The following is a 24,817-nucleotide window of genomic DNA, read 5'->3' as shown; positions in this document are numbered from 1 at the left end:
GTGTCTGCCCGGGCCGGGCAGACACCGACAGCGGGGCCGGTCCAGGCTGTGACAGCCTCGGCTCGCCGGCGAGCATTCCAGCCGTTGATCACCACGTCACCGTGGATGTGCTGGGCCTGGATGGCGACCTCGAACCGCCCACCACTGATTTCGTTGTGCCCGCTCACAGCCCGATGCCGTCGGTGGCGGCGTCCTCGGTGCGGTCGGCGTCGTCGACGTACTCCCAGAAGACTGGGGACTTCGGGGACCAGCCGCCCTGGGCACGGAGCTTCTCGACGCGCTTGCCCCGCTTGCGGCCGGTGTTGACCAGGCCGCGGCGGCCGGAGTGGCCGGTGAGGTGGGCGTCGACGCCGGCCTGCTGGGCGGCGCGGGTGATGGCACGGCCGCACCCGTCAGGGGAGAGGCGCTGGGTGCCGAGGTGACCCCACTGGTCGACGGGGAGGTAGGCGGGCCCGCCGGGGGCGGCGCCGGCGGCGAGTTTGGCCTGCTGCCAGGCGAGCCAGCAGCGCACGGGGCAGGTGTCGGGGTGCTCGCCGTAGTAGACGATCACGTCGCGGGGCGGGCGGCCCTTGACGGAGGGGACATGGACGTCCAGGCCCTCGGCGATCAGCTTGATGCCGGTGTCGTCGAGGGCGGAGACCTCCTCGTTGCGCCCGGCGATGCCGAAGCGCATGCTGCTCGCGGAGCGGTCACGCAGCCGGGCGAGCTCCGGTACCGCGTACTCGCGGCGCCGCCGGCGGGAGCCGGGCTTCTTGGGCACGATGCGGTCGGCGGTGTTCATCGCCTTGATGTGCGCGGGGGTCATGGGGACGGCTTTGCCCCGGCCCCTTGCCATCCGGGCGGGGTCGTTGCGGAACCGCTTGACCAGCTGGCGGGCGGCGAGGGTGGCCTCCTTGGGTACGGTGGCGCCCTTTGAGCAGGCGGTGACCGTCACGCCGGTGATCCGCCGGTCGATCGTGGTGGGCGCGGCCTGCTTCACCTCGTCCAGCCACACGGTGAAGCCGACGATGGTGCCCTTGGTGACGGCGGTGAGCGGCAGCATGGTGCCGGTCCGTCCGGCGAGCCAGGTGTGGAACTCCGTCCACAGCGTCCAGTCGCGGGCGTAGGAGACCTTCGTCTTGCGCGGGCGCACGGCCGCGATGTGCTCGTCGGCACCCTGCTCGAGCGCGGCGAGCACGGCGGCCGCCGCCGGGTCGTACGCCTCCACCGCCCCGCCACCGATGGCGTGCTGGGCGGGGACGAGCTCGGCGTCGACGACCAAGTCGGTGCGGTCGATCTCGGTGGTCATCGTGTTCTGCTCACTCATAGCTGGCTTCGTCCGGGTAGCCGGTCAGACGGTCGATGTTGAGCTCGACCTGGTGCAGGGCCTTCCCGGTGGCGGGGCTGATCATGGGGAGCAGTCCCGCGGCTACGGCGGCGCGCAGCCAGGCGTGCGCCTCCCGGTGGCGCTCGGCCGCGGGTCGCCGGTCGCCGTCGAGTTCCTTCCGGGTGAGCGCGAGCGCCCGTACGCGGGGATCGGTGTCGTCGATCTGGGCGGCCCGCTGGGGGTACGGGACGTTACTCACCGGCCGGTCTCCCCCCGTGCCGGCTCGTCGTCGGCGAGCTCGGCCAGGGCCAGGACGGCGGCGTGCTGCTCGGCGCTGAGGCCGAGCGGCTGTTCGCCGCGCTCCTCGGATGCGGTGTACAGCGTGTGCTGGCCCTCGGCCCAGGCACGCAGCAGCTCGCGGGCCTCGCCGGGGGTGAGGTCGAGGGCAGCGGCGGCCTCGGTCCAGGTGGCGCCGAGCTGGAGGGCGTCGTGGAGGTACACGCCGCGGCCGTGCTCCATCTCGCGGTGGATGGCCTCGCGCAGCGCGAGGACGGCGAGGGCGTCGCCGGCGGTGCCCCGTTCGACCTCGTGCGGGAAGTCGGCGGGGAGCAGGCGGTTGGTCAGCCGGTCGGTGTGCTGCTGGTGCTTCTCGGCCAGCCACATCAGCGGCGTGGCCGGCGGGACGTCGCCGGGGCGGCGGACGTCGAGCTCCTGCCAGTGCTTGTACGCGTCGGTGCTCATCGGGTCGTCGGTGTCCCTCCGTCGCGGGCGCCGGTCGTGACGCTTCGCCATGTCCCGTTTATCGCCTCGGATATCGCATATTATCCGAGGCGATACAGATCACAGGGCGCGTTCCAAAATTCTTTGCCGGAACCAGGCCGTGCCAGGACCGAAGGGTGAAACTGGCACCGCTGCTGGAAGGAATCGCCGCCGTGATCACCATCGGTAAGACCCCCGTGCCCCCACAGAGCGCAGGCAAGCGGCCCGTTTGGCCCACGCGGTTCGTCCTGGCTCCCAGCACAAACTCCATCAAGCCGTCAGAACCGGCGAAGCACGAGCGGTTCGACTTCCTCGCCCTCCTACGTATGCGGCTCTGGCTGGCAGAAGGCACCGAGGGCAATGACTCGGCCCTCGACTGGTGCGCTCACCACGTCCTCGGCCTCCGTAACGGAAACCTGTGGCGTGAAGCAGTGTCAACCACACTGATGAGCGACTGGGTCGAACACAGGGGCACCGAAGCCCACGTCCGCTGCGGCATCGCTGACCTGCGCGCGCAGGCCCGCATGATCCACCAGCAACTGAGGCCGCTGTGGCGTCGGCGGGCCAACGGCTTGCGGGTCGTGTTGCTGGACACCCCGCTAGGTCATGATGTGACGCTGTACGACCTGGTGGCAGGCAGCCCCACCCCGCAGGAACTGGCCCTCGGCGCACTGCCCGACGACCCTCGCCTCACCGCCGTCCTCAACGCGCTTACCCCCGCCGAGCGCCGAATTGCCCTGGCCTGGGTCCACCCGGCCGTGGCCACGTGGACCCAGGCCGCGCTCGCCGCGGGCGCGGCGGACCCGGTCAAGGCCGGCGAGCGGGTGCGACGCAAGCTCAAGCGGCTCGGCCAGCAGCACACCGCCCGCCTCCAGGCCGCCGCTGCCACCCGGGCTGGTGCCCCGTGAACCGGGGCCGGGAGCGCGCGGTTCTCGTCCGGGTACCCAGCGCATCCGCCGCCGCCGCCGTGCTCAGCAACGGTGCCGCCACCACCCTGCTCGCCGGCGGCACCGTGCCCGCCGACTCACCCCTGGTGTGGCCACTCGTTGTCCTCGCACTCGGATCCATGGCCTACGACCTCGGGGTTCGAGCTCTGTGCCGCACCAACAAGTAACCATGCCGCCTCAGGTACCCCGGTGTTATCGTCACCCTGCTCGGCGGCGGCATTCTCCTCCTGCCCGCATCAGAAGACGTCATCACCCAACTCAGCGAGAGTGGAGAAGGGGCAGGTTCGGCAAGCCTGTTAGTGCCCGTTGCGTAGGCAGACAGGGGTGTTCAGGAATTTGGAGATAGTGCCAACTATATGGCCACGAAGGGTTGGGTGAACCAAGTGCTCTGCACGTAGCAGCGACTGTGCAGTGGCCCGGAACCTATCCACGTGATAGTCCCAGTAGCTTCGGCGTTCCGCAGCTATAGTCCTTGCGGTCAGTGCTTTACCTTCTTGCCAGCCACCCCCAACTAGGTGGTTTTTATAGGCAAGTTCAGTGTCATTCCCGCGACGCCGATACACTCGCACCCAGAGCTTGTCAAACCCGAAGGTGTTTTCATCGATATGGCGGGCTGTGTCAATGCTTCCTGCACATGCCTCATCATGAATATCAGCCGGGACGTATCGGGCCCAACTGCCTGGTCGCCTGCCCCTCAGGAAGCGTTCGACGATACTGAGTCGACTGCTGATCTCGTCTACGCTGGTAAAGATCAAGAATACGTCATAATTGGCGGCCAGGAACGGCTCGATCTTTTTTCGCGCCTTCTGTGCGTCCTTCAGAGTGGCGCTAACAATCACGTCGAAGCCCCGCTCGGCCACATGCTGGATGGCCCGGTCCACCCACTTGCCCACAGCCTCCTGGCTCTTGGAAGCCGCAGTGAGATCGTCCTCACGCACCCATCGCGGATAATAGGGGTGGAGCTCCCGCATCTTGTCGGCGTCGATCCGAACTGGATCACGGAGCCTCTCCTCTTTCCTTGCGTAATCCTCGATCGTGGTCTTTTGTGACGCTGGTTGGCCAGCAACGAATACAGCCCTTGGAGGTCGATGGCCATGGCGCCTCCGGGGGGTCGGAGTCAGCTGTCCCTTGACGATGTCCTGCCACGCCCGATCAAGGAGCGTAGGCAGAATTGCGTCGGCCTCGCTGCCGCTCATGCTTCACTCCGGTGGGGGGCCCAAAAGATCTTCCGCAGCTTCGAAGGCGGCTCTGATCGATTCACCGCTTCCAGGGTCGAGATCACGCTGCTGGATGATGTAGCGCATTCGCTCGGCGCCCAGCCGGTCGGCTTCTTCCTGGGACCCTGCCTCAGTGATCAAATTGGTGTAGTGGGCAATGACGGCCGCGAGCGCATCAGATGCCAGCTCGAACTGGGATATTTGCTCGTCCGTCATTACCGCAAGGCGCTCGGCGGCCAGGGTGTCCGGCTGTGTTGCCACGTGGTATTCCTTAATCCGCTGGATCACTTGGAGAGAACGCCGTTTCGGGTTCGCCAGCAACGACATTCTGCGGTCTGTGGGTGGCGTCATAGTCACACACCCTTCGATGGCTCCGGTAGGCCTACGCAGAGATCGACATATGCTGTCGGGAAAAGTAAGCCTCGCCTTACTTTCAGTGTTCGCCAGGGGTCGCGCTAAGGCAAATCGGTTCACTGTCTGCCCCGCTCATTGCCGTGGGCGTCACCGTCGCCGTGGGCGTCTTCAAGTACACCTCGCGCGCACGCCGGTAGCCCGACCCCCGGGGGCCTCGTCTGCGCCATCGCCTCCGGGGTCAGTGTCGCTGGCGTCCTGACCGCCCTCCTTGTCCCAGGCTTCGGGCAGATAGCTCCTGCCCTCTCAGCGCCGCCGGCGGCCACGGTCAGCCCTGCGCCCGTCCGGTAGCGGGCGATCTGCACCCGCCGCCAGGACCATCGGGACGGCCGTCGGCTCCGCCGCCCAGCGTGTCGTTAGATACACGACACTCGTTGTCGCGGATGTAACGACATCGAGGGGTGGGGTCATGGAGACGTCGCACGAGCGGACTCGGCGGATCAGGGAGGAGCGGGCGCAGCGGGAGCGGGACTACGCCTGGTTCCACGTCGCTGCCGACACGGACGAGTTCGGCGACGACTGGCGGGCCTGGCCGGGCCGGCCGATCGCCGACGTCGCTCCGCACTTGGACCAACTCTTCGAGCACGCCTACCTCGGCGAGGCGGACAAAGTCTCGGAGACCGACCTGCTGGCCTCACTGCTGGTGCTGCGCATTCTCCGGGACGACCTGCTGCGTGCCGAGGGCCACCTCATCGAGGCCGCCCGGGCCAAGGGTGTCACCTGGGCCCGGCTCGCCCCGGCCTTGGAAGTGAAGAGCCGCCAGTCCGCCGAGCGCCGCTATTTGCAGCTACGCGGCGCCTACGGAGAGGGCGACACCCAGGAGGAGCGCGTCGCCAACGAGCGCGACCAGCGCGCCCAGGCCCGGGTTCAGCGAGCGTGGGTGAAGGAGCACGCCGACGAGGTGCGGGCGCTCGCCGTGCGTCTGGCGGCCGTCGAGGACCTCCAGCAGCGCGCCGACAGGGCGGAGCGCGCCAGCCAGGAACACTCGAACCGGCGCACCTTCCCGCGGCCGGCCTTCCGCCCAGCGACCTGGCCCGCCAAGCTGCAGGCCGCCATCGACCGCGACGACCTGCACGAGATGTTCTGGGAGATCCGCAAGGCCACCCTGCCCGCCGTCGTCGATCTCGGGCCGCAGCACACCGACCTGGTGGAGGCGGTGGCCACGCTGCACCGCGCCGAGAGAGATGCCGCGCACCAGGTGCTCTCCACCCGCTGGGACCGCCGCTACGGTCCCGACCCAGACGCCGGTGCCGTGTAACACTGCGCCGATGACCGAGATTGAGACCCCGCGCTTAATCCTGCGCCGCTTCCGCATCCAGGACGCGGCCCCCATGGCGGCCTACCGCAACGACCCGGACATAGCTCGCTACCAGGCATGGCCATCGCCCCTCACTCCCGAGGCCGCCACCGACCAGGCCCGCGTCTATTGCGAACAGGACCCCGAGCAGCCCGGCTGGTTCCAGTACGCCATCGAGCTCAAAGCCGACCGGAGCCTGGCGGGTGATCTCGGCGTGAACCTTCACGACAACCGCTGGCAGGCCGACCTCGGCTACACCCTCGCCCCAGCCCTGCACGGCCAGGGCTACGCCACTGAGGCCGTCCGCGCCGTGCTCGGCCACCTCTTCCGCCAGGGGCTGCACCGGGTCTCCGCCGAATGCGACGCCCGCAACACCCCCTCGGCCCGCTTGCTGGAACGCGTCGGTTTCGGCCTCGAAGGACGACGCCCGGAGTTCACCTTGAACATCAACACCGGCTTGTGGACCGACACCCTCCTCTACGGGCTGCTGGCCGACCGCTGGCAGAAGCCGGTAGCCGCCTTCCAACCGACAGCAGAGGGCCATTCGTGACGTGCTGGCAGTTCTCCTGCATGTGACAGTTTTCGCCCCAGTTCGACAGTTTTCCTTAATGCGACAGTTTTCGGCCGTCAGGCGGGAGCGGTCCGGACGGAGGTTCCCCCGCGGAAGACCGCCCGTCCGCGGCTCCTGCCGGTCGGGCAAAGCACCCCGCCATACAGGCCGGCGGTGCCTCGGGCCGGGCTTCACCACGTCTCCGGAGGGGTCTGTGGAGAAGTAGTCGGCGCGACGAACACTTCGTTCAGCCCCCTAGACCAGCAGGTCAGAAGCCTGGACCAGGCTCCGCTCCAGGCTTCCGGAAGCAACTCGTAGGGCTACACGTACGGCAAGTCGTAGAGCCACTCGTAGGACAACTCGTACGGCTACTCGTGGGGCAACCTCACGCAGGTCGGCTGCTGGGGCACCCCAGGTGTCCATGCCCGCCGGCCGTTCGTTGTCCCGAGCATGGACGTCACCGCATTGGCACACGCCGGATCCCGTCTCCAGCACGCCGACCAGCTGCTCGCCCCGGTGTGCGAGCGCCAGGCGGCCGGCCGTGGCGACGGCGAGGCGGTGACTCCCCTCAGCGGTTTACAGGAGCTGATCATGCAGGCCCGCGACGACGCGCTGGTCGCGTACGGGCTCGCTGCGGTGACCAGCGCCCCGAAGGCGAGGGCGCAGGCCCGCGCCCTCGATGCCTATCAGGCGATCGCCGATCTGGCGGACGGTCTCGACAACGCCTTCGACGAGCTGAAGCCGACGGGTACCGATGCGAGCGTCCTCGCCCGTACGTGCCAGGCGCTCAGCCAGGCCGCCACCTTCCTCGCGCAGGCCGCCGGTGACGAACACTTGGTGGCCGGGGCGGACGGCCGCACCCCGGTCAGACTGGCCACGCAGCTCGCTGTCCACTCGGAAGCGGCGCTGTATCCGCGAGCGCACCGCCCGGGACCGTCACTGCCATCGGATGTGACGGATTTGAGTAGCGTGACGTAGAGGCGTCATACCGGCCGGTAGGGGGCGGATTCGTGACGGCTCTACGTCACGCTGCTTGCCGAGCCCGGCGGGTGGCACGGCGTCGCCAGGCGCGGGAGCGGCACGCGGCTGAGCAGTAGACGGCGTCGCGCCGCCGTCCCGCCCTGGCCATGGTCGGGCGACCGCAGACCGGGCAGGACAGGGCACGGATCAGGCGTCGGCGACCGGCGTAGTGGGCCTGGCCGAACAGGACGAGGAAGTCCAGGCGGTACTGCTCCACCTTGCGGTCACGGTACGCCTGGGCCCGGCAAGCGTCGTCGCAGTACAGGCGCCGTGCCGACGCCTCTCGGGGCAGCCGGGCCCCGCATGAAGCACAGAAGCGAATGCGTCCCACACCACCAGCATCGCCCCAGGCTCCTCGCACCTTTCCGCTGCTTGAATCGGAGCAGAAGGGAGGGCCCGGCGCCCGATCAATCTACCCGTTGACCTGGGCAAACGTCTGCCCGCCGACGAAGTTTCGTCGAGCAGACGGTGCTGGACCTTTTGATCCCCTTTCCTCGTTGCAACTACTCCCTCGCGGAGCACGCTCGCAAGCTTGGAAACGTCACCTCAGCCACCGGTGACGAGCCGAGAGAACGGGAGCAGCACGGGTTATATAGCTAGATGTAATGGCAAGAGGGGGTCGCGACAGGGTGCGCGGGTTCAGGCCCCGATGCTCCCCGGCGCGCACGGGCGTCCGCCACGACGATGCGGTTTCGCGCCGGGGAGTATCGGGGGGAGCGGGGTCGCGGGGCCGGCGAAGGCCCCGCGTACCACCGGTCTCAGCCCGAGTTCTTGGCCTCGTCGAGGGAGTGCAGGACGCCGCGGAGCAGCATGACGGCGCCGGTCAGGGCGAGGACGGGCTCGCCGCCGCCGGCCTGGAGCGCGGTCATCGGGGTGAGGGTGAAGGCCCGGCTGACCCAGCGGGCGGCGTCTTCCTCGCTGTCGACGTACTCGGTGGACTCGAGTGCGCTGAGCGCGGCGGGCAGCTCGTCGGTACCGCAGATGCTGAGGTCGGCGACATCGGCGGCCATGCCCAGGACGCCCTGGACGGCCTCCTCGAGCTGCTTGCGGATGCTCACCAGGTGAACGATCTCCGCCCCGAACGCGCTGCCGTCGCCCATGTCCGCCCCTGTCGTCGCAGGGGTCGAGGCTACCGCGCGAGTGCCTGTCCCCGTGGTCGCCTGCGCGTGGTCAGCGGCCGAGCGAGGGGCCGCCGCGCCCTTGGGAGGGCGGCTGGTACCGGTGGGCCTGGGCGGATGCCTCGGCGGCCTGGCGCACGTGTGCGGCACGTTCGGCCTGCCGGGCCCGGGCATCTTGCAGCGCGGTCTCGCGCTCGGTGACTTCGGCGGCGTGCTGCTGCGGGCTGTGGCTGGCCATGGTCGTGCGGAGGTCCTTCTCGGCCTGGACGGCGGAGGCGGTGGCCCGGAAGCCGGCGGCCTGCTCGCGGGAGACGGCGGCCTGGCTGCGGTGTCCGTCGGCGCGTTCGGTGCGGGCGGCGTCGATCTGCTGGGCGAGGGCCGGGAGGTGCTGGCGCATGGCGGTCAGCCGTTCGCCGAGCTGGTCGAGGGTGCGCGGCGGGTAGCCGGTGGCGCCCTGCTCGCGGAACAGGGCGGCGCGTTCCCAGCCGTGGATGGTCTCCCACGCCGCCGTGGCGGCGTCGTGGCCGGCGGAGCGGGCGCGCTGTTCTTCGGTGTAGGCGGCGGCCATGCGGCCGCGGTGCTGGAGGGCCAGGTCCTGCTGTTCGGCGCGGGATGTGCCGGCCAGGCGCAGCGCGAGGCGGCCGCGCTGGGCCTGCTGCTCGGCCTGCTCCGCCACCGCACGCGCCTCCTTCGCGGTGGCGTTCGCGGCCTGCTCGGCGTGGGCCTCGGCCTGGGCGGTGCGCAGCAGGGCGTCAGCGCGGTCGAGGAGGGCGGTGGCCTCGTTGGCGGCGCGGCGGCCGGGGCTGGGGTGGGTGGTGAGTTCGCGTTCGAGGGCGCGGGCCTTGAGGTCGTGGTCGATGGCGAGGCGGTCGGCGCGGCGGGCCTGGGCGGTGGCGTCGGCGAGCTTTGAGCGCAGGCCCTCGGTGGTCAGACGGCCGTAGGGGCGCTCGCTCCAGTGCGGCACCTCCGGCCGTGCTTCGGGTTCGGGGGTGGGCTCGGGGCGGGAGGCGTAGCCGACGTCGAGGAGGTGCTGGAGGCGGTCGCGCTGGTCCGGGGTCAGGTCGGGCGGGTTGTCGCGGTAGTGCTCGCGCAGCGCGTCGATGGGGGTGGCGACGCGCTGCTCGGAGGTCGGCTTCGCCGGGTGGGGGAACGCCTCGGCGGCCAGGCGGACGGCCTCCCGGGCCTCGGCGTCCACGGCGTCACGGGCGACGTCGTGGACGGTCGCAGCGTCGTTCACCGCGTCCGCCCGGGGCGCCTCGTCGGCGCTCTGGCGGGGCTGGGGGACGGGGGTGGTGGCGAGTTCGTCGGTGACCATGACGTCGTCGCCGTCGCGCTCCAGGAGCTTGCCGTACGCGGCGACGGCGCGGTCCAGGCACTCGGCGTCGGTGCGCGGGGTGCCGAGGCGGATGCGGGTGACGTCGTCCTCGAGGTCTCGCAGCGGCAGGAACAGGTGGCTCTCCTGCCGGGCGCGGGAGAGGGCGGGGTAGAGGGAGTGGGCGTCGGCGTGCAGCCCGTACGCGATGGCGACGTCTGCGGTCAGGCCCTGGGCGGAGCCGATGGTGATGGCGTAGCCGTGGGTCAGCCGTCCCTCGGCGATGTCGCGCGCGGACATCCACGCCTGCTGAACGGTGTGGCCGCCGTGGGGGTTGGGGCGGCGCCATTCGACGAGCACGCCCTGGTCGGCGCGGACGTCGCGCACGACGCCGCGGAACCCGTTGAGGACGTCCGGCTCCGACTCGTTGCGGCGGGAGCGGTAGTCGTTGCGGCGGATGTGCACGAGGTCGCCGGTCGCGAAGCTGACGCGGCCGCCGCCGTCGACGGTGTAGGTGCGGCCCTGTTCGAGTTCGCCAGCGGCGACCAGCCGGGCGCGTGCGGCGGCGTTGAGGGTGGCCACGTCCGTACGCCGGGCGGCGAGCAGCAGCAGGCCCTCGACCTGGCCGTGCGGATCGCCCGTCCACCGTTCGCGGGCGGTGTTCCAGGCATCGAGCATCGCGGTCATCGCCTCGGTGGCGGTCTCGCCAGCGTGGACGTGACCGTGCTCGGCGAGCTGGGAGAGCGCACTGGTGCGGGCGCCGTCGCGCCAGGTCTGCAGCGCCGTGCGCTCGACGGGGTCGCGCTGCCTCCTGTTCTCCGTGAGCTCCAGGCCGCCGACGATGCGGTGGATGCGCGCGAAACCGCCGCCGATGCCGACGGCGCGCAGCTGCTGGGGATCGCCCACACCGGCGACCTTGGTGCCGGTGGTGGCGGCGTGCCGGAGCAGGACGGCGAGCGCGCGGTCGTCGACCATCGCGGCCTCGTCGATGACGAACGCGCCGACACCGTGCAGGCCCTGGCCGCCGCTGATCTCCCGTGTCCACGCGGCGATGGTCTGGCTCTCGATCCCCGCCTCCGCGGCGAGGTTGGCGGCGGCGACGGCGGCCGTGGACGCGCCGACGACGCGCAGCCCGGCGGCCTCCCACCCCGTGCGCGCCGCGTTCATCAGCGTGGTCTTGCCCGCGCCCGCGACGCCGATGACGGCGTCCGCGCCGTGGCCGGCGGTGAGCAGGCGCATCACGACCGCGCGCTGCTCCGCGCTGAAGTCGAACCCCTGGGCCGCCTCCGACGTCGACACCGCGAGTTCGGCGGCCGCCTCGGTGAGCTGCGCGAGTCCTGCGTCCAGGCCTTCCGTCGCGCACTCGATGATGGTCTGCTCGGCCTCGACCACGGCGTGGTGCGTGTACCGCTGACGGTGCGTGTGGTGGTGCCGGTTGGAGTCCGGCAGGCGTACGGCGTGGCCGTCGACGGCGAGCACGGCGTCGGTGAGCTCGGCGAGCTGCTCGACGGACAGCAGGTACGGCACGGCGGCGGCCACCGCCGCCATTACGTGCGTGTGGCTGACGGTCTTCTTTGACGCGGTGAGGCCGTGCTCGGCGTCCCAGATCGTCGCCGCGATCTCGGCCGGGGACGGCATCAGCGGACCCCCTCCGGCGGCCAGCGACAGGGCCGGTCCGTCGTCCGGTCCGGGCAGCGCGGCCGTCACCATGGCGTCGACCGCCGCCTCCCCGGCCTGCCGCGCCGCGAGCACGGCGGCGTCCCGCTGTGCGCCGTACAGCCGAGGGTCGACGGGCGGGGCCAGCACGGCGGCCGCGCGCTCGCGCCAGCTCAGCCGGGGCGCCTCCGGACCGGTCTCTTCCTTCGCTTCCGCGCTGCGGCGGGCGGCGGTCTTCTGCTGCTCGCGGGTCGCGTCCGTACCGACGAGCTCGACGATTTGCTGGTGCCGCCGGGAGAACGCCGTGCGCAGGTCCTCGCCGATGCCGACGAGCTCCCAGGCGCCCTTCTCCGACCGCTCGAACCGGGCGCCGTGCCGCTCGATCAGGCGGGCGCGGAACCTCGCCTCGGCGATCTCGTTGACCAGACGTGCGTACCGGTGGAAGTCCTCGGCACCGGCACCGGGCGTGCGCCATTTTCCGTCCGCGCACTTCACCATGTGCGCCACGTTGATGTGGATGTGCAGGTGCGGGTCACCGGGAGAGGCGTCGACGGGGCGGGCGGAGCGGTGCAGCGTCGTCCACCCCAGCAGCCCGGACGACTCGACGCGCTGGGCGCGCTCGCCATCGCCGTGGTGACCGGCCATCCCGTACGCGGCCCACGGCTCCAGCGCATCGGTGACGGCCTCGTTCACCGACGCCACCCACTCGTCCTCAAGGGCCTCCGCCGTCGCCGCGTCCGCCAGCCCGAACGCCACCGACAAGGACTTGGGCATCTCGACGGTGACGTCCACTCCGCGCAGCCCGACATCGACGTGCCGGCCCTTCCACTTCGTGGCCTCCGCGATCACCTTCGCGCCGTACAGGCTCTTGGCGGACAGGCCCGCGGCCGCGGCAAGCCGCTCGGCGTCCGCCACGGGTGTCGCGTGCCGCTCACCCTCGCGTTTGATGCCGCGCTCGGCACGGGCGAGACGTGCGGCGAGGCGGGTGTTCCCGAGGTACTCGGCGGGCGTCATGCCGTCCGTCTCGGCGGCCTGGCTGATGGCGTCGACGACGACGTTCGCGGGGACCTTGCCGCGCGGGTCGAGGACCTTCTTGCGGCGCACCAGCTGCTCGCCGGTGCGCCAGTCCTTCCCGTCCATCAACGCCCGCGCGACGTCCGCGTCGACGCTCTCGCCGGCCACCAGGCCGAGCTCCGCCAGGCCGCTGCCGATCCACCGCAGATCCCGCGCCGCAGCGAGCCGGTACTCGACCTGCGCGTCCCGCTTGGTGTCGCACCCGCAGTTCTCCGCGAGCCGGTAATCCACCTGCTCGGGGTGGCGAATCGGTGTCGCGTACCCCAACCCGCCCGCCCCCTTTGCGGTAGTTCGTCCGCCGGGCGGACCATGATCATGTATCGGAGATACCTGGAGTGCTATAGCCCAAGATCACCATCTCGGGGAACTGACGGTACCTCGGGATGCGCTGGCGGCCAACCGCCTTCCCGTGAGACGGGCGTCGGCCTGTGTGAGCTGGGGTGATGCACGGGGTCCGGGAGCTCGTGGTGCGGGGTGCGGACGACAGAGGGACGGGCAGGTCGGCGGCGGTCATCGGAGCGCATCACAGCGGTGTGGTGCGCTGCACCGGCACCGGTGGTGCGCACCGCCCGGTGCGGGCACCGGAGACGGTGGTGCGGTCTCTGCACACCGGCTCTCGTGCGCCACGGTGCGGCGGTGCGCGGCGGCGTAAGCACCGTGCTGCTGGCCACCGGCGATTCGCCCGTGCGCGACGGCAGCTGGGCAGGGCGGGCGCGCCGGACGGTGTCTAGCGAGCGCGATCAGGCCGTGGTCAAGGGGTCGTGTGGTAGAGGGCCGACGCCGTCCGGCCGGCGCACCAAGGTGGTGCCCGAAGTGCGGTGCGCGCTGCACCTGCCCCGGGTGCGGTGCGCCTGGCGCGGCGGGTGCGGTGCGCGTTCACCGTCGTTCCGGTTGCGCACCGGGCGACGCTGTCTTTACCTGCTCTTGGTGCGCTCGGAGCGCAGCTCCGATGCACCGCTTTGCTACCGCTTTACCTGCCGTACGACGGCCGCCGAGCGCGCGGCTTCCCCTGTTTCTCCGTGTCGAGGAGCGTCGGTGGGGGACGTCGGGCGTGCGCGGCGTCACGGAGATCTGGTCTCCCCAGCGGGTGGGGCGCGGGGGACGATCGCGTCATGAGTGACGGGATGACAGGGGCGCTCCGGCCGCCCAGGACGACATGGGAGTACGCCGTCAGCGCGGCCGACCGGCTGCTGCTCTGGCACGCGGAGAACGGCCACCAGGACGCCGGCGAGGAGCCGCTGCGCCTGCAGACGGTGGTGGTGCTCGCCGCGGCGATCCACTGGTGGGCCAGCGACGCGCAGCAGGACGGCCCGGCAGTCGCCTCGGCGCCGCTGACCGTACTCGCCGGGCTGCTGCGCGAGCACGCTCTTCAGCTGTTGCGAGAGTGCCCGGCCCCGGCCGGCTGCGGCGGCGAACAACGCACCCGTCTCCTGGACTCCGGCGAGACCTTCGAGCACGCACGGCGAACTGCCCTTGCCACCGTGCAGCACCACCTCGACGACGCCACAGGCGTCATCACCATCGCCGACCGACGACAGATCTTCCACGCGGCGACCCCGCGCGCTGTTAGCGCTCTCCTCACCGACGAGGCCGAGGACTACTGACGTCGCCAGTCGCGGTCGTCCGGCTCCCGCAGCCCGGACGACCGCGTCTCACCCAACTGACCTGCGGGTTATATAGCTATACAGACAGCCTTGAGGTTGGGGCTGGTGGGCCGGGGTTTCAGCCGTTCGGCCTGCGCTTGCGCGTTCTGCTTGCGTACCGCCTCCCCGGATCGTCACACTCGCCATATGTGACGGAAGTTCAGCGGTCGGGAGGGCGTGAACGGATGGGGAAGACGGCGACGGTCTGCGAGGCGCCGGAGTGCGGCGCCTCGCTCAAGCCGAGCCGCGGGGGCAGGCCCCGGCGGTTCTGCAATTCGACGTGCCGGATGCGTGCGTTGCGGCAGCGGTCCCGAGGCGACACGGAGGAGCTACGGCAGCAGGCTCGGGAGGCTGTAGAGGCGCTGGATCCGCTGGCGGCGGGTGAGCTGCTCCGCCTATTCGGCTTGGAGGACGCGGCGCTGCGGGAGGTGACGCGGCACGCGCGGACGGCCCGTACGGCGTTGAACGCGATGTATGGCGCGATGGGCGTGGTCGTTCCCGGGCGCACGATCGATCTGGTGGCCGCGCGCCCGGCGGAGGTCGCCAAACGGCAGGAGAAGGCGGCGACGATCGTCACGCAAGCCCCGGTGACGCAAGCCCCGGCGGCACGGAAGACCGGCAAGCTGAAGCCGACCGACGAGCAGCAGGCCGTCATCGACGCGTGCGCGGCCGGGGACGACCTGGTGGTCGAGGCCGGCGCCGGAACGGGCAAGACCACCACGCTGATGATGGCCGCCGCGGGGATGCGCGGACGTGGGATCTACCTCGCCTACAACCGGGCGATCGCGCAGGACGCGGGGAAGAAGTTCCCGGGCAACGTCGACTGCCGCACGGCGCACTCACTGGCCTGGCACGCGATCGGCCGGGACTACCAGGCGCGGACCCGGGTGCGGGTGCCAGCCCGGCGGACGGCAGAACTGCTGGGCATCACCGAGCCGCTGCGGGTGAGCGAGGACCGCGTCCTGTCGCCCGTGCAGCTCGCCCGACTGGCCACCGAGGCGGTCGACAAGTTCGCGCATTCCGCCTCCTTCGAGGTCGAGGCGCACCACGTGCCGGAGCTCGAGGGCATCCCGGACGGGACGATGAACGCGCTGCGGCGCGAGGTCCTCCCCCACGCGCGGCACCTGTGGCAGCAGACCCAGGACATCCGGTCCGAGCACCGGTTCACGCACGACTACTACCTGAAGATGTGGGCGCTGACCGAACCCAAGCTGAACGTGGACTTCGTGCTGCTCGACGAAGCGCAGGACAGCAACCCCGTGATCGCGCGGCTGGTGCAGGCTCAGGCTGCCCAGCGCATCGCGGTCGGCGACTCCGCGCAGGCCATCTACGGCTGGCGGGGTGCGGTGGACGCGCTGGCGAACTGGCCGGCCAAACGGCGGCTGCTGCTCCAGCAGTCGTGGCGGTTCGGCCCGGCCGTCGCCGCGGAGGCCAACCGGTGGCTGGACCAGGTCGGCGCGCGCATCCAGCTCGTCGGCAACCCGGACAAGCGGTCCGTCGTCGCTGCGCTGGAGAAGCCGCAGGCGGTGCTGTGCCGGACGAACGCCAAGGCGGTGGCCCGGGCGATGAAGGCGCTGGAGCAGGGTCTGCGGCCTGCCCTGGTGGGCGGCGGCGGGCAGATCAAGGCCCTCGCGGAGGCCGCGCTCGACCTCCAGGCCGGACGGCCGACCTCGCACCCGGAGCTGATCGCGTTCGAGACCTGGGGGCAGCTGCAGGACTACGTCGACAACGAGGGCTCGGGTTCGGATCTGCGGGTGTTCGTCAAGCTCATCGACGACCAGGGCGCGCGGGAAGTCGTCAAGGCGATGGACCGGCTCGTCTCCGAACAGCACGCCGACGTGATCCTCTCGACCGCGCACAAGGCCAAGGGCCGCGAGTGGGGCACCGTGCAGATCGCGAACGACTTCACGCCGCCCGCAGACCGGCCCGACGGTTCGCCCGGCGAGATCCGCCGCGACGAGGCGATGCTCGCGTACGTGGCCGTCACCCGCGCAATGGACGTCCTCGACAACGGCGGGCTGGCGTGGATCGACGAGTTCGACACCGGCGACCCCGGCTACGACCCCACCCGCGCCGTCCTCGCCCGAGCCCGCCGTCGCCTGGGCCGGGGCCCCGGGGCGTACGACCCGTACGAGGACTGATTCGTCACCTCCGGTCGGCGTGACGCGACGGGCCCTTGGCGATCTCCGCCGGGGGCCCGTGGTGTTGCTCACCTCGAGATCCCAGAACTAGTGACTAGCTGTACTGTGCGTGACGACTGGCGGGGATCTGCCCGCCCCCGTCCCTCGGGACCGTCATGCTGACCTGCTTAGCCGTCATCGCCTCCGGCATCGCGCTGCGCCAGATCGACCGCTGCTGGTTCGCCCGGGGCCGCCCGCGCGCCGCGAGCACCCGCGAGCTGATAGCCCTTCAACGCGCCCGCGCCAACGACTGGACACCCGCCCTCCTGCTGGCCGGGCAGTGGGTGCAGATCACCGGGTGGTGGCTCCTGGCCGGCCACGGGCCGCTGGCGGCCGCGGCGGCCGCCGTCGGCGTCGCCATCCAGTTCCGGCACCTCCAGGAGATCAGCCACTTCGCCATCCACGGCGTCCTCGCCCGCTCCGCCCGCGTCAACCGCGTGCTCGCCGAGGTCCTGGTCCACCTCCCCCTCGGACTCGTCCCCGTGGCGGTCCGACGCCGGCGGCACGTGCGCGACCACCACCCCAACGCCACCCTGGCCGCCGACCCCAACCTCGCCGAGCTCCGCGAAGCCGGTCTCGTCCCTGGGGCCAGCCGCGTGCGCTTCGCCCTCGCGCTGCTGTTCCCGCTGGCCCCGCGCGGTATCCGGGCGACCGTCACCGGCATCGCCGCGAACCTGGGCCGCTCCCCCGGCCGCGCGGCCGCCGTCGCCGTCGTCCTCGCCACCGCCTTCCTCATCGGCGGCCCGGCCGCCCTCGTGTGCGGCGTCCTCGTTCCGCGGCTATTGCTCTACCCCCTGCTCGCCTGGGGCAGCCTGATCGTGGAGCACACGTGGTTCGACCCCGAGGCGCGCACCGGTTCCCCGGCGTGGGTGGAGGCCGGGCGCTGCATGCGGCTCTACGCGCACCGTCGGCTCCTGGCTGCGCTCGCTGTCCTGGTGTGGCTGCCGTACGGCGACCTCTACCACTACGCGCACTCCTCCCATACCTCGGTGCGCTGGAACTACTTGCCCGCGCTCGAGCGCCACCTCGGCGCTCCGCACTTCACGCCTCCGGCCTTGCTGTGGGGGCCGGGCTCCGTCGTCCGCCGGCACTGGGCCGCCCTCGCTCCGCGGCCCGCCGTCGAGGCAGCACCGCCGAGACGGCCCGTGCGCGCCGCATAGCCGGGAGACGCAACGCCGGAAGGCCCGAACCTCTGGGAGGAGGTTCGGGCCTTCCGGCGTTCGTGCGGGTTCTGGCGGCCGGTCAGGCTGGGAGGGGGGTGGACCAGCGGGTCCAGGGGTGTGGCGGGGCTGCGGGGGTGAGGGTGAGGCCGCCCTGGGCGACGATGGCGGCGGGCCCGGTGAGTTCCATGGTGCCCTTGGTGGTGACTGTGATGTGCAGGCGGCCGCCGGGGAGGTCCACGGTGTAGCGGCCGGGGCCGGTATCCGGGCGGTCGCTGGCGTGACGGACGGCGGCGACGGCGGCGCACGCGCCGGTCCCGCATGCCCGGGTCTCGCCGACGCCGCGCTCGTGGACGCGCAGCTGGAGGTGCCGGGCGCTGCGCAGGCGCACGAAGGAGACGGTGACGCCGTGGGGGTAGGCGCTGGCGGGGGTGACGGTGGGTGGGGTGCGGAGGTCGCCGGCGTGGTCGAGGTCGTCGACCAGGACGACGGCGTGGGGGTTGCCCATGTCGACGTGGAGGGCGGGCCAGCTGCGGCGGCCGGCGGCGACTTCGATGTGGCCGGGGCCGGGCAGGTGGGGGCGCCCCATCAGGACGGTCACCGGCCCCTGGAATTCGGGGCTGCGTTCCGGGACGCGGACATGCCGGACGCCGGCACGGGTGGCGACGGGGACGGTGCCGGGCGGCAGGATGCCGAAGTCGATGAGGTAGCGGGCGAAGACACGGATGCCGTTGCCGCACATGGCCGCGGCGGTGCCGTCGGGGTTGCGGTAGTCCATGAACCACTCGGCCTCGGTAGCCATGGTGGCGGCCTCGGGGTCGGCGGTGGTCCGTACGGCGCGCAGGAGTCCGTCGGCGCCGATGCCGGTGCGCCGGTCGCACAGGCGCCGGATCTCGTCGGCGGCCAGCGCCAGGCGGCCGGCGGGGTCGGGCAGGAGTATGAAGTCGTTCTCGGCGCCGTGGCCTTTGACGAAGGGCTGGGCGGTGGGGAGGAGCTGGAAGTTCACGGGCGGGTGCCCTCTCCTAACTCGAAGCGAATCCAGACGATTTGACCGTCTTTGTCATCCCGCAGGCCGAACTCGGAGCCGAGGTAGAACACGGAGACCGCCACCATCCAGTGCCGGAGAAGGCCTTCCGTGACGGGGGCCTCGACGCGCATGGAGCCGCCCTCGTTGACGACGCGCGCCTGGGCGCCGGACAGCGCCGCGAGCTGTGCGCTCGCCGAGTGGATGACGGCGGTCCGCGGGTCGTAGGCCACTGCTCCCCGATCAGCCCAAGAGATTTTCACGAAGCGTGTTACTAGTCACTAGTTTTCTAGCTAGTGACTAGATTCGTCAATCGGTACTGATCAAGACCCGTGGGTGAGGAGAGGCATGAGCGTCGGACCGTCACGCACCCCGCCCCACCCCTACGAGCGGGTCGCCGCCGTCTTCCGCACCCGTATCGCCGACGGCACCTGGCCCGAGGGCTACCGCCTGCCCTCCCGCAAGGAGCTCGGCGCCGAGCTCGACGCCGGCGAAAACGTGGTCCGCCGCGCCCAGGAGGTCCTCATCACCGAGGGCCTGCTCGAGGGCCGGCCGGGGGCGGGCACCTTCGTGCGCCCGACCTACGTGCGCCGCCCCATGCCGCGCAACCAGGTGCACGGCACCGGCTTGGCCCCGGCCGGCTTCACCGGCACCTGGGAATCCGACTGCGCCGCGCGGGTCCCCGCGCCCGCGGACATCGCCCACCGGCTGGGCATCGCGCCCGGTGACGAGTGCGTGCGCACGTCGTACGAGTTCCTCACCGACCGCCAGCCGGTCCTGCTGACCACCAGCTGGGAGCCCATGGCCGTCACCGGCCGCACTCCCGTCGTCCTGCCCAACGGCGGCCCCCTGGCCGGCTGCGGGGTCGTCGAGCGCATGGCCAGCATCGACGTCACCGTCGCCCGGATCACCGAGGTGCCCCGCCCGGTCCACCTCACCGACGACCAGGCGCAGCTACTCGGGATGCCCGCCGGCGCGCAGGCCCTGCTGATCATGCGGACCCATTACGACACCGGGGGCCGGGCGGTGGAGACGGCGGACATCGTGGTGCCGCACGAGCGGTGGGACGTCACCTACGAGATCCAGCCGCCCGCACCGGCCAGCACCTGACGGCAATCGCATTCGCGGCCCGCCCCGGGCCGAGGAGGGGGAACGACTCGTGTCCGCACCACCAAGCCGCTCATCCGGGGTCCGGGCCTTCGACGCCCTGGCCTCGCCCGCCCTGACGAACCTGATCGCCGTCATCGGCATCGTCACCCCGGTCGCCGCCTGGGCCACCTCCCAGCCGGACATCAAGAACCTGCTGATCATCGCCGAGGCGCTGATCGTGCTGGTGCTCCTCGCCGGCCTTTTATGGCTGCGCAGCGGCTACATCACGCTGCGGCGGGCCAATAACCTCAAAGCCATGGATGACCCGCGCTACTACGACCTGGTCCGCGCGCACGTGGAGTCCGAGCTGATCTCCGAGTACTCCGAGATCGCCGACGGGCACATGCGCGTGTACGCCAGCGAAGTGCCCCGCCTGTCCGTGACCCTGGTCAAGACGTTGATCGAGTCCCAGTCCGAGCCGCAGAAGATCCTGGCGGCCGACCTGACCACCGACCCCACACTGCTGACCCGGCGCCGCGAGTACCTGGCCGCCAACCGGCAGATGATCGAGGCCGGCGGCACCATCAACCGCCTGTTCATCGCCTACCGCGACGACCTGGCCCGCGAGGCCTACGCCCGCGACCTGCTCGCGCTTATCGGCTCCCACCGGCAGCTCGGCGTCACCTGCGGCCTCGCCGTCCGCGAGCACCTGCGCCCCGAGCAGGCCGTCGACTTCATAGTCTTCGCGGCCGCGGCCGTCCTGGTCGAGGAAGAGCAGGGCGACGCCGACTACACGCGCGGCCGCAGCAGCGTGTACTTCAAGGACTCCGCCCGCTGGACCCAGCGGTTCGAATCAGCCTGGGGCCACGGCGCCGACTCCGCCCCCATGGCCCTCCAGACGTACGAGCTCCTCGCTCGCCCGATGCTGGAGGGCGGTACCTGGGACACCGACCGCGTCAAGCAGGCCGTCGAGGGCCTGTAGACCGACACGCAAAAGGGGCTCGGCGGGAAGTTTCCGCCGAGCCCCTTCGCTGTTCTCCACCACGGACCACGATGGCAGGCCCATACGGCTACCGTCGCGTCCTGCCCTCGGTCAGCTCGCCGGGGCGTCGCCTCCGCCGAGCCGGTCCTCGATCCGGGTCAGCTGCTCGGCCATGGAGATCTGCCCCACCATGAGCTGGCCGACGAGCTCGGCGACATTCTGCAGAGTGCGGCTCTGCGCCTCGAGGGCCGTGGTGTGGGCGTCGAGCACCTTGCCGTGCTCGACCTGGGTCTCACGCAGGGCGTTGAGGACCTGGGTGTGCCCGCGCATGGTCGTCCGCATCTCCGCCACGTCCCGGTCGGCCATGCCGGCCAAGGCCCGGGCGCTGGCCGCGTCCTCGCGCAGCCGCGCCACCTCGGCCTCCAGCTCACCGATACGGGCGGCCTGCTTCTCCAGGGCTTCCAGCCGGCGCTTCAGCTCGTCCTCGCTCATGTCCCTCATTCTCTCAGGTCCCCATACCGGGAAACGTGCAGGTCAGGTGTGCTCGTACGTGCTCACCGGATGCCGGTCGCGGCCTGCGCCGTACGACGCCGCTCAGTGTCGGCGGCGGTGAGGTCGGCGAGCTCGGCCGCCAGGCGATGGATGCTGCCGGCGTGCGGGCTGCCGATGGGCGTTGCCTTGAGGACGCGGAGGAGGTGGCCCCAGGATGCGGACGGGCGGAAGACGGCCGGGCCGCGCTTGCAGTCCCGGTAGGTGCCGCGGTCCATCTGCCCGAGCTCGCGCCGTACCTGCTCCAGGCGTTCGATATCGGTAGACGGTTGGTGTGCCTCGCGCTTGGCGCGGATGACGGTGTCGAGGATCTCGCGCATGCCCGGGTAGGCGGCGTTCCACAGCTCGACGACGCGGGCGGCCTGGTCCTCGTCGAGGTACCGGTTCGTACGGACGGTCTCGGTGGTGAGCATCTGTTCCTCCGGTCGGTGTCCGGTGCGGCCATCATCACGGCCGCACCGGAAAACGAGAAACGTGCAGGTCAGCGGCCCATCGAGCCAAGCCGTGCCATGTGCCCCTGGAAGACCAGGTCGACGATCCGGCCGCTGGCTCCGTTCCTGTTCTTCGCCACGATGGCCTCGACCTGCCCCGCCTTGGGGCCGGTGTCGGTGCCGTCTTCGGCAAGCTCGCGGTGGAGCAGCACGATGATGTTGGAGTCCTGCTCGATGGCCGAGGACTCCTTGAAGTCGCTGACGGCTGGGCGGCGGCCGACGGCGCCCCGGTTGAACTGCGCAAGCGCGACGACCGGGATCTTGAACTCCATGGCGATGAGCTTGAGGCCGCGGCTGATCTCGGCGACCTCCTGGGCTCGGTTGCTGTTCTTGCTGGTGCCCTCGGGGGTCATGAGCTGCAGGTAGTCGGCGACGACGATCGCGGGAGCGTGGCCGCGGGCGGTCATCCACCGCATGCGTGCGCGGATCTTCGACAGGGTCAAGCTCGCGCTGTCGTCGAGGACGAAGTTGTGGGCACGTGACATCCGGTCGGAGACCTTGGCAATGCGGTCCCAGTCCCGTTCGGTGAGCTTGCGGCGGACCAGGCTGTCGACGTTGATCCCGGCCTCGGCGGCGGTGAGCCGGGCCATCAGCTCGCCGCCGCCCATCTCCATGCTCGCGACCATGGCGGGTTTGTTGTGCTTGAGCGCGACGTGGGCGGCCAGGTTCATGCCGAAGAGCGACTTGCCGCCCGCGGTCGCGGCGCCCACGGTGACCAGCTGGCCGGGCTTGAGCTCGATCACCGCGTTGAGGTCCGGCCAGGGGGTGTCGAGGGCGTCCGGGTCGGCACCGGCCTGGAGCTCGTCGAGGAAGCCCTCCCAGCGGTCGGCGACGGAGAGCGGCGGCGTGGCTTCGACCGCACCGGTCGCGGCGGCCTGCACCTGGGCCATAGCGTCCTGGACGATCCGCTCGGCGTCTTCGGTCCGGGCGTACGCCTGGGCCACCATGCGAGTGCCGGCCTGGATGACCTGCCGCAGCGCGGCCTGCTCGCGGACGATCTCGGCGTAGTACGACGCATTCGCCGCCGTCGGTACCTCCTGCACCAGCGTGTGCAGGTACGGCGCTCCGCCGATCTTGTTGATCTCGCCGCGCTTGGTCAGCTCGGCGGCGACTGTGACCGGGTCGATGTGCGCCGGGCCGGTGCTGGTGGCGTACATGTCGAGGATCGTGCGGTAGATCGTCTCGTGGGCGGGCCGGTAGAAGTCCTCCGGGCCGCGCAGGATCTCGGAGACCTCGTCGATGACCTGCGCGGCCGTGGCTTGGGAGGCCAGCAGCATCGCGCCAAGGACGCTCTGCTCGGCGTGGTGGTCGTGGGGAAGAGGACGGGTGAAGCCACCGTCGCCGTCGGGGAACGGCTCGTCCTGCGGGCCGGGCTCGGCGTGGTCCGGAAGTTCTGCGATGCTCACGGGTGAGCTCCTGTTCTGGGAGTTTTCGAGCGGCGGCCGGGGCCTGGCGAGGATTCCGGCCGCCGCCGTCTTGATCAGGTAGGCCCGTGGAGGGGCCTGAGTGCCCCTCAGCGCGTCGACGAGGGGTCATCGGGCCCTTCCGGGTATCCGGTGATCGCTTAGGCCGTTAGAGGGCCGTGGGCGATCTTCGGGTCAGGCTCTTGCTCCAGAGGTCTTCCGGGTGCTGGACGGGTGGCACTCGGGGCACGGCGCGGTGGTGCGCCAGCCCTGCTCGTCCTCCGTGGTCCGCATCCGAGTGATCTCGTCGCAGTCCAGGTGACCGCAGTAGGCAGGCGCGCCAGGGACGGGCTCGCCGAAGGGGCGGGCCGGGCCGGGGACCGTACGCGCGGTCGCGGCGGCGCGGTGGCGACGGACCAGGTTCTCGATCCGGGTCTTGAGAGCACCTTGCGGGTTGTTCGGCTGCGGGCCCTTGATCAGCTCGGCGATCAGGGCGTCGTCGAGCTCCCAGCCCTGAGACCTGGTCACGTCCAGCAGCAGCGGTGCGTACCGCTTGGCAGTCGGCCGTCCGACTGCCCACGGCGCAGGCATCTCCTGCAGGAACTCCTCAGCGGCGGCGACGGCCTCGACGTCGAACTCTGCTTCCGCCTCCTCCACCTCCCGCGCAGCGGGGCTCGAGGTGTCGTTGAGGGCCTCGGGAGCGGTGAGGGGGTTGGGGGAGGTGGTTACCACCACCTCCCGGGGGGGTGTGGGGGGGGATCCGCCATTGGAGGCACATGGCGCGACCTGCGGGTTTGCCGCATCCACCACATGTGGCGATTCGCCATAGGTGGTCATTGGAGGCACATGGCGCGACCTGCGGGTTTCCGGTTTGTCCCCACCCTGCGCCGTCCATGTGTCCTCATTGGAGGCACATGGACTGACCTGCGGGTTTGTCGGAGTGAGGGAGATGACCTCGATCTGCTCCTGCGGCGGCTTCGGGCGCTTGGAAATCTCGTAACGCATCCCGACCATCCGCCCGCCCTCGCCCTTGAGGCGGTAGGTGCGGACGTAGCCAGCCTTCCGGATCAGCGCGAGCTCGCGGCGCACGGCATCCTCGCCCAGCGGCTTGCCGTTCGCCGACTTCCAGCCCATGGCACGGCACCAGCCCACGAGCTCGGGCACGTCGAAGTCCTCGCCGGGCGGCAAGAACCACAGGGCCATGAGCATGGTGATGGTCATCGGCTGCCAGCCGTGCCCGAAGAAGACGTCCTCGGTGATGGTGACCGAGGGCTCCGGCTCGATGGCCCGGGCCCACGTCTCGCGGGGCTGCTGAGCCGTCATCGGGCCACCTCCACGGTGGCCGAGACAGGGGTGAAGGCGGTGGCCGCGCTCGAGCGGCCGGCGGTGGTGAACAACATGCCCGTGTCGTACGGGACCAGGATCGTTAGCGTCGCGGGGTGCATCGGGCTGGTGTATCCGCGGAAGCGGACATCTCCCGGCGCGGCCGCAAGCGGCTGGTGGTGCATGTGGTGCGGATCTCCCTAAGGAAGGGAGCCGTACATCGGCGGTGACTCCGGTTTGGAGTGGCCAGGGCAACGCGGCGAGGTGCTGCATACCGCTTGCGATCCTGGCTATTCTTTTATCGGT

General features: G+C 70.9%; 23 protein-coding genes. 9 read left to right on the top strand and 14 right to left on the bottom strand.

Annotated features, from left to right (window positions below):
• Positions 1 to 163: 163 nt before the first annotated feature.
• The 3 genes from ACOTKD_RS37385 to ACOTKD_RS37375 are packed head-to-tail and all read right to left on the bottom strand — an operon-like array spanning position 164 to position 2,098.
• On the bottom strand, positions 164 to 1,306 hold the full coding sequence (locus ACOTKD_RS37385; RefSeq protein ID WP_424893474.1) for a hypothetical protein: 1,143 nt from the start codon (positions 1,304 to 1,306) through the stop codon (positions 164 to 166).
• Positions 1,299 to 1,565, bottom strand: a complete 267-nt coding sequence (locus ACOTKD_RS37380) for a hypothetical protein (RefSeq protein ID WP_424893473.1) — start codon at positions 1,563 to 1,565, stop codon at positions 1,299 to 1,301. Before ACOTKD_RS37380 ends, ACOTKD_RS37385 begins: the two co-directional genes overlap by 8 nt.
• A complete protein-coding gene (locus ACOTKD_RS37375; RefSeq protein WP_424893472.1) occupies positions 1,562 to 2,098 on the bottom strand; it encodes a hypothetical protein in 537 nt (178 codons plus the stop codon). The genes ACOTKD_RS37380 and ACOTKD_RS37375 overlap by 4 nt, the downstream gene beginning before the upstream one ends.
• Before the next feature lie 104 nt (positions 2,099 to 2,202).
• On the opposite strand from ACOTKD_RS37375, the gene ACOTKD_RS37370 reads away from it, so the two are divergent.
• Positions 2,203 to 2,973 carry a hypothetical protein gene (locus ACOTKD_RS37370; protein ID WP_424893471.1) on the top strand — a complete coding sequence of 257 codons (771 nt, stop codon included), beginning with the start codon at positions 2,203 to 2,205 and terminating at the stop codon, positions 2,971 to 2,973.
• A 335-nt stretch (positions 2,974 to 3,308) separates the two neighbouring features.
• Here the strand turns inward: ACOTKD_RS37370 and ACOTKD_RS37365 are convergent, their stop codons facing one another.
• Both ACOTKD_RS37365 and ACOTKD_RS37360 read right to left on the bottom strand, forming a co-directional pair.
• Positions 3,309 to 4,208 (bottom strand): zeta toxin family protein, encoded by a 900-nt coding sequence (locus ACOTKD_RS37365; protein ID WP_424893470.1) that lies wholly within the window; start codon positions 4,206 to 4,208, stop codon positions 3,309 to 3,311.
• 3 nt (positions 4,209 to 4,211) lie between these two features.
• On the bottom strand, positions 4,212 to 4,556 hold the full coding sequence (locus ACOTKD_RS37360) for a hypothetical protein (protein ID WP_424893469.1): 345 nt from the start codon (positions 4,554 to 4,556) through the stop codon (positions 4,212 to 4,214).
• A gap of 493 nt (positions 4,557 to 5,049) precedes the next feature.
• Between ACOTKD_RS37360 and ACOTKD_RS37355 the strand changes: the two genes are divergently transcribed.
• From ACOTKD_RS37355 to ACOTKD_RS37345, 3 genes are all read left to right on the top strand, one after another.
• Positions 5,050 to 5,898, top strand: coding sequence for a hypothetical protein (locus ACOTKD_RS37355; RefSeq protein WP_424893468.1), 849 nt, complete (start codon positions 5,050 to 5,052; stop codon positions 5,896 to 5,898).
• Between the two features lie 10 nt (positions 5,899 to 5,908).
• Positions 5,909 to 6,487: a GNAT family N-acetyltransferase gene (locus ACOTKD_RS37350; protein ID WP_424893467.1), complete on the top strand. Its 579-nt coding sequence runs from the start codon at positions 5,909 to 5,911 to the stop codon at positions 6,485 to 6,487.
• Between the two features lie 450 nt (positions 6,488 to 6,937).
• The gene (locus ACOTKD_RS37345) at positions 6,938 to 7,465 is read left to right on the top strand and encodes a hypothetical protein (protein WP_424893466.1); all 528 of its coding nucleotides are present in this window, start codon (positions 6,938 to 6,940) and stop codon (positions 7,463 to 7,465) included.
• Between the two features lie 800 nt (positions 7,466 to 8,265).
• Here the strand turns inward: ACOTKD_RS37345 and ACOTKD_RS37340 are convergent.
• Positions 8,266 to 8,607 (bottom strand): hypothetical protein, encoded by a 342-nt coding sequence (locus ACOTKD_RS37340; protein WP_424893465.1) that lies wholly within the window; start codon positions 8,605 to 8,607, stop codon positions 8,266 to 8,268.
• 70 nt (positions 8,608 to 8,677) lie between these two features.
• Positions 8,678 to 12,898 (bottom strand): MobF family relaxase, encoded by a 4,221-nt coding sequence (gene mobF, locus ACOTKD_RS37335; protein WP_424893464.1) that lies wholly within the window; start codon positions 12,896 to 12,898, stop codon positions 8,678 to 8,680.
• A gap of 881 nt (positions 12,899 to 13,779) precedes the next feature.
• Between mobF and ACOTKD_RS37330 the strand changes: the two genes are divergently transcribed.
• From ACOTKD_RS37330 to ACOTKD_RS37320, 3 genes are all read left to right on the top strand, one after another.
• Positions 13,780 to 14,271: a hypothetical protein gene (locus tag ACOTKD_RS37330; RefSeq protein WP_424893463.1), complete on the top strand. Its 492-nt coding sequence runs from the start codon at positions 13,780 to 13,782 to the stop codon at positions 14,269 to 14,271.
• Between the two features lie 509 nt (positions 14,272 to 14,780).
• The gene (locus ACOTKD_RS37325) at positions 14,781 to 16,451 is read left to right on the top strand and encodes a UvrD-helicase domain-containing protein (protein WP_424893475.1); all 1,671 of its coding nucleotides are present in this window, start codon (positions 14,781 to 14,783) and stop codon (positions 16,449 to 16,451) included.
• Between the two features lie 155 nt (positions 16,452 to 16,606).
• Positions 16,607 to 17,650, top strand: coding sequence for a fatty acid desaturase (locus tag ACOTKD_RS37320; RefSeq protein WP_424893462.1), 1,044 nt, complete (start codon positions 16,607 to 16,609; stop codon positions 17,648 to 17,650).
• Positions 17,651 to 17,732: 82 nt separating this feature from the next.
• Here ACOTKD_RS37320 and dapF read toward each other — a convergent pair whose 3' ends face one another.
• Together dapF and ACOTKD_RS37310 are read right to left on the bottom strand one after the other, a co-directional pair.
• Positions 17,733 to 18,656, bottom strand: a complete 924-nt coding sequence (dapF, locus tag ACOTKD_RS37315; protein WP_424893461.1) for a diaminopimelate epimerase — start codon at positions 18,654 to 18,656, stop codon at positions 17,733 to 17,735.
• On the bottom strand, positions 18,653 to 18,907 hold the full coding sequence (locus ACOTKD_RS37310; protein ID WP_424893460.1) for a hypothetical protein: 255 nt from the start codon (positions 18,905 to 18,907) through the stop codon (positions 18,653 to 18,655). Before ACOTKD_RS37310 ends, dapF begins: the two co-directional genes overlap by 4 nt.
• A gap of 115 nt (positions 18,908 to 19,022) precedes the next feature.
• Between ACOTKD_RS37310 and ACOTKD_RS37305 the strand changes: the two genes are divergently transcribed.
• Both ACOTKD_RS37305 and ACOTKD_RS37300 read left to right on the top strand, forming a co-directional pair.
• Entirely contained in the window at positions 19,023 to 19,784 is a 762-nt protein-coding gene (locus tag ACOTKD_RS37305) for a GntR family transcriptional regulator (RefSeq protein WP_424893459.1), read from the top strand.
• 49 nt (positions 19,785 to 19,833) lie between these two features.
• Complete coding sequence (locus ACOTKD_RS37300) at positions 19,834 to 20,745, top strand: hypothetical protein (protein ID WP_424893458.1); 912 nt, start codon at positions 19,834 to 19,836, stop codon at positions 20,743 to 20,745.
• 111 nt (positions 20,746 to 20,856) lie between these two features.
• Here ACOTKD_RS37300 and ACOTKD_RS37295 read toward each other — a convergent pair whose 3' ends face one another.
• The 5 genes from ACOTKD_RS37295 to ACOTKD_RS37275 form a co-directional block, all read right to left on the bottom strand.
• Complete coding sequence (locus ACOTKD_RS37295; protein ID WP_424893457.1) at positions 20,857 to 21,237, bottom strand: hypothetical protein; 381 nt, start codon at positions 21,235 to 21,237, stop codon at positions 20,857 to 20,859.
• 62 nt (positions 21,238 to 21,299) lie between these two features.
• Positions 21,300 to 21,707: a hypothetical protein gene (locus ACOTKD_RS37290; RefSeq protein WP_424893456.1), complete on the bottom strand. Its 408-nt coding sequence runs from the start codon at positions 21,705 to 21,707 to the stop codon at positions 21,300 to 21,302.
• Between the two features lie 68 nt (positions 21,708 to 21,775).
• Positions 21,776 to 23,191: a replicative DNA helicase gene (locus ACOTKD_RS37285; protein WP_424893455.1), complete on the bottom strand. Its 1,416-nt coding sequence runs from the start codon at positions 23,189 to 23,191 to the stop codon at positions 21,776 to 21,778.
• Positions 23,192 to 23,383: 192 nt separating this feature from the next.
• Positions 23,384 to 24,511, bottom strand: a complete 1,128-nt coding sequence (locus ACOTKD_RS37280) for a hypothetical protein (RefSeq protein WP_424893454.1) — start codon at positions 24,509 to 24,511, stop codon at positions 23,384 to 23,386.
• Entirely contained in the window at positions 24,508 to 24,696 is a 189-nt protein-coding gene (locus tag ACOTKD_RS37275; RefSeq protein WP_424893453.1) for a hypothetical protein, read from the bottom strand. Before ACOTKD_RS37275 ends, ACOTKD_RS37280 begins: the two co-directional genes overlap by 4 nt.
• Positions 24,697 to 24,817: the final 121 nt, after the last annotated feature.

Source organism: Streptomyces sp. XH2 (assembly GCF_049725035.1).
GTDB lineage: Bacteria > Actinomycetota > Actinomycetes > Streptomycetales > Streptomycetaceae > Streptomyces > Streptomyces roseoverticillatus.
Note: the sequence above shows the minus strand (reverse complement) of the source record. Positions and strands in the feature narration are given on the sequence as shown.

What these genes read in the sequence shown, in the direction of transcription:
- ACOTKD_RS37340 (WP_424893465.1), bottom strand. Translation starts at nt 8,607, where the DNA reads ATGGGCGACGGCAGCGCGTTCGGGGCGGAGATCGTTCACCTGGTGAGC.
- ACOTKD_RS37290 (WP_424893456.1), bottom strand. Translation starts at nt 21,707, where the DNA reads ATGCTCACCACCGAGACCGTCCGTACGAACCGGTACCTCGACGAGGAC.
- ACOTKD_RS37295 (WP_424893457.1), bottom strand. Translation starts at nt 21,237, where the DNA reads ATGAGCGAGGACGAGCTGAAGCGCCGGCTGGAAGCCCTGGAGAAGCAG.
- ACOTKD_RS37305 (WP_424893459.1), top strand. Translation starts at nt 19,023, where the DNA reads ATGAGCGTCGGACCGTCACGCACCCCGCCCCACCCCTACGAGCGGGTC.
- ACOTKD_RS37350 (WP_424893467.1), top strand. Translation starts at nt 5,909, where the DNA reads ATGACCGAGATTGAGACCCCGCGCTTAATCCTGCGCCGCTTCCGCATC.
- ACOTKD_RS37345 (WP_424893466.1), top strand. Translation starts at nt 6,938, where the DNA reads ATGGACGTCACCGCATTGGCACACGCCGGATCCCGTCTCCAGCACGCC.
- ACOTKD_RS37375 (WP_424893472.1), bottom strand. Translation starts at nt 2,098, where the DNA reads ATGGCGAAGCGTCACGACCGGCGCCCGCGACGGAGGGACACCGACGAC.
- ACOTKD_RS37360 (WP_424893469.1), bottom strand. Translation starts at nt 4,556, where the DNA reads ATGTCGTTGCTGGCGAACCCGAAACGGCGTTCTCTCCAAGTGATCCAG.
- ACOTKD_RS37320 (WP_424893462.1), top strand. Translation starts at nt 16,607, where the DNA reads ATGCTGACCTGCTTAGCCGTCATCGCCTCCGGCATCGCGCTGCGCCAG.
- ACOTKD_RS37275 (WP_424893453.1), bottom strand. Translation starts at nt 24,696, where the DNA reads ATGCACCACCAGCCGCTTGCGGCCGCGCCGGGAGATGTCCGCTTCCGC.
- ACOTKD_RS37280 (WP_424893454.1), bottom strand. Translation starts at nt 24,511, where the DNA reads ATGACGGCTCAGCAGCCCCGCGAGACGTGGGCCCGGGCCATCGAGCCG.
- ACOTKD_RS37330 (WP_424893463.1), top strand. Translation starts at nt 13,780, where the DNA reads ATGAGTGACGGGATGACAGGGGCGCTCCGGCCGCCCAGGACGACATGG.
- ACOTKD_RS37365 (WP_424893470.1), bottom strand. Translation starts at nt 4,208, where the DNA reads ATGAGCGGCAGCGAGGCCGACGCAATTCTGCCTACGCTCCTTGATCGG.
- ACOTKD_RS37385 (WP_424893474.1), bottom strand. Translation starts at nt 1,306, where the DNA reads ATGAGTGAGCAGAACACGATGACCACCGAGATCGACCGCACCGACTTG.
- ACOTKD_RS37325 (WP_424893475.1), top strand. Translation starts at nt 14,781, where the DNA reads ATGTATGGCGCGATGGGCGTGGTCGTTCCCGGGCGCACGATCGATCTG.
- ACOTKD_RS37355 (WP_424893468.1), top strand. Translation starts at nt 5,050, where the DNA reads ATGGAGACGTCGCACGAGCGGACTCGGCGGATCAGGGAGGAGCGGGCG.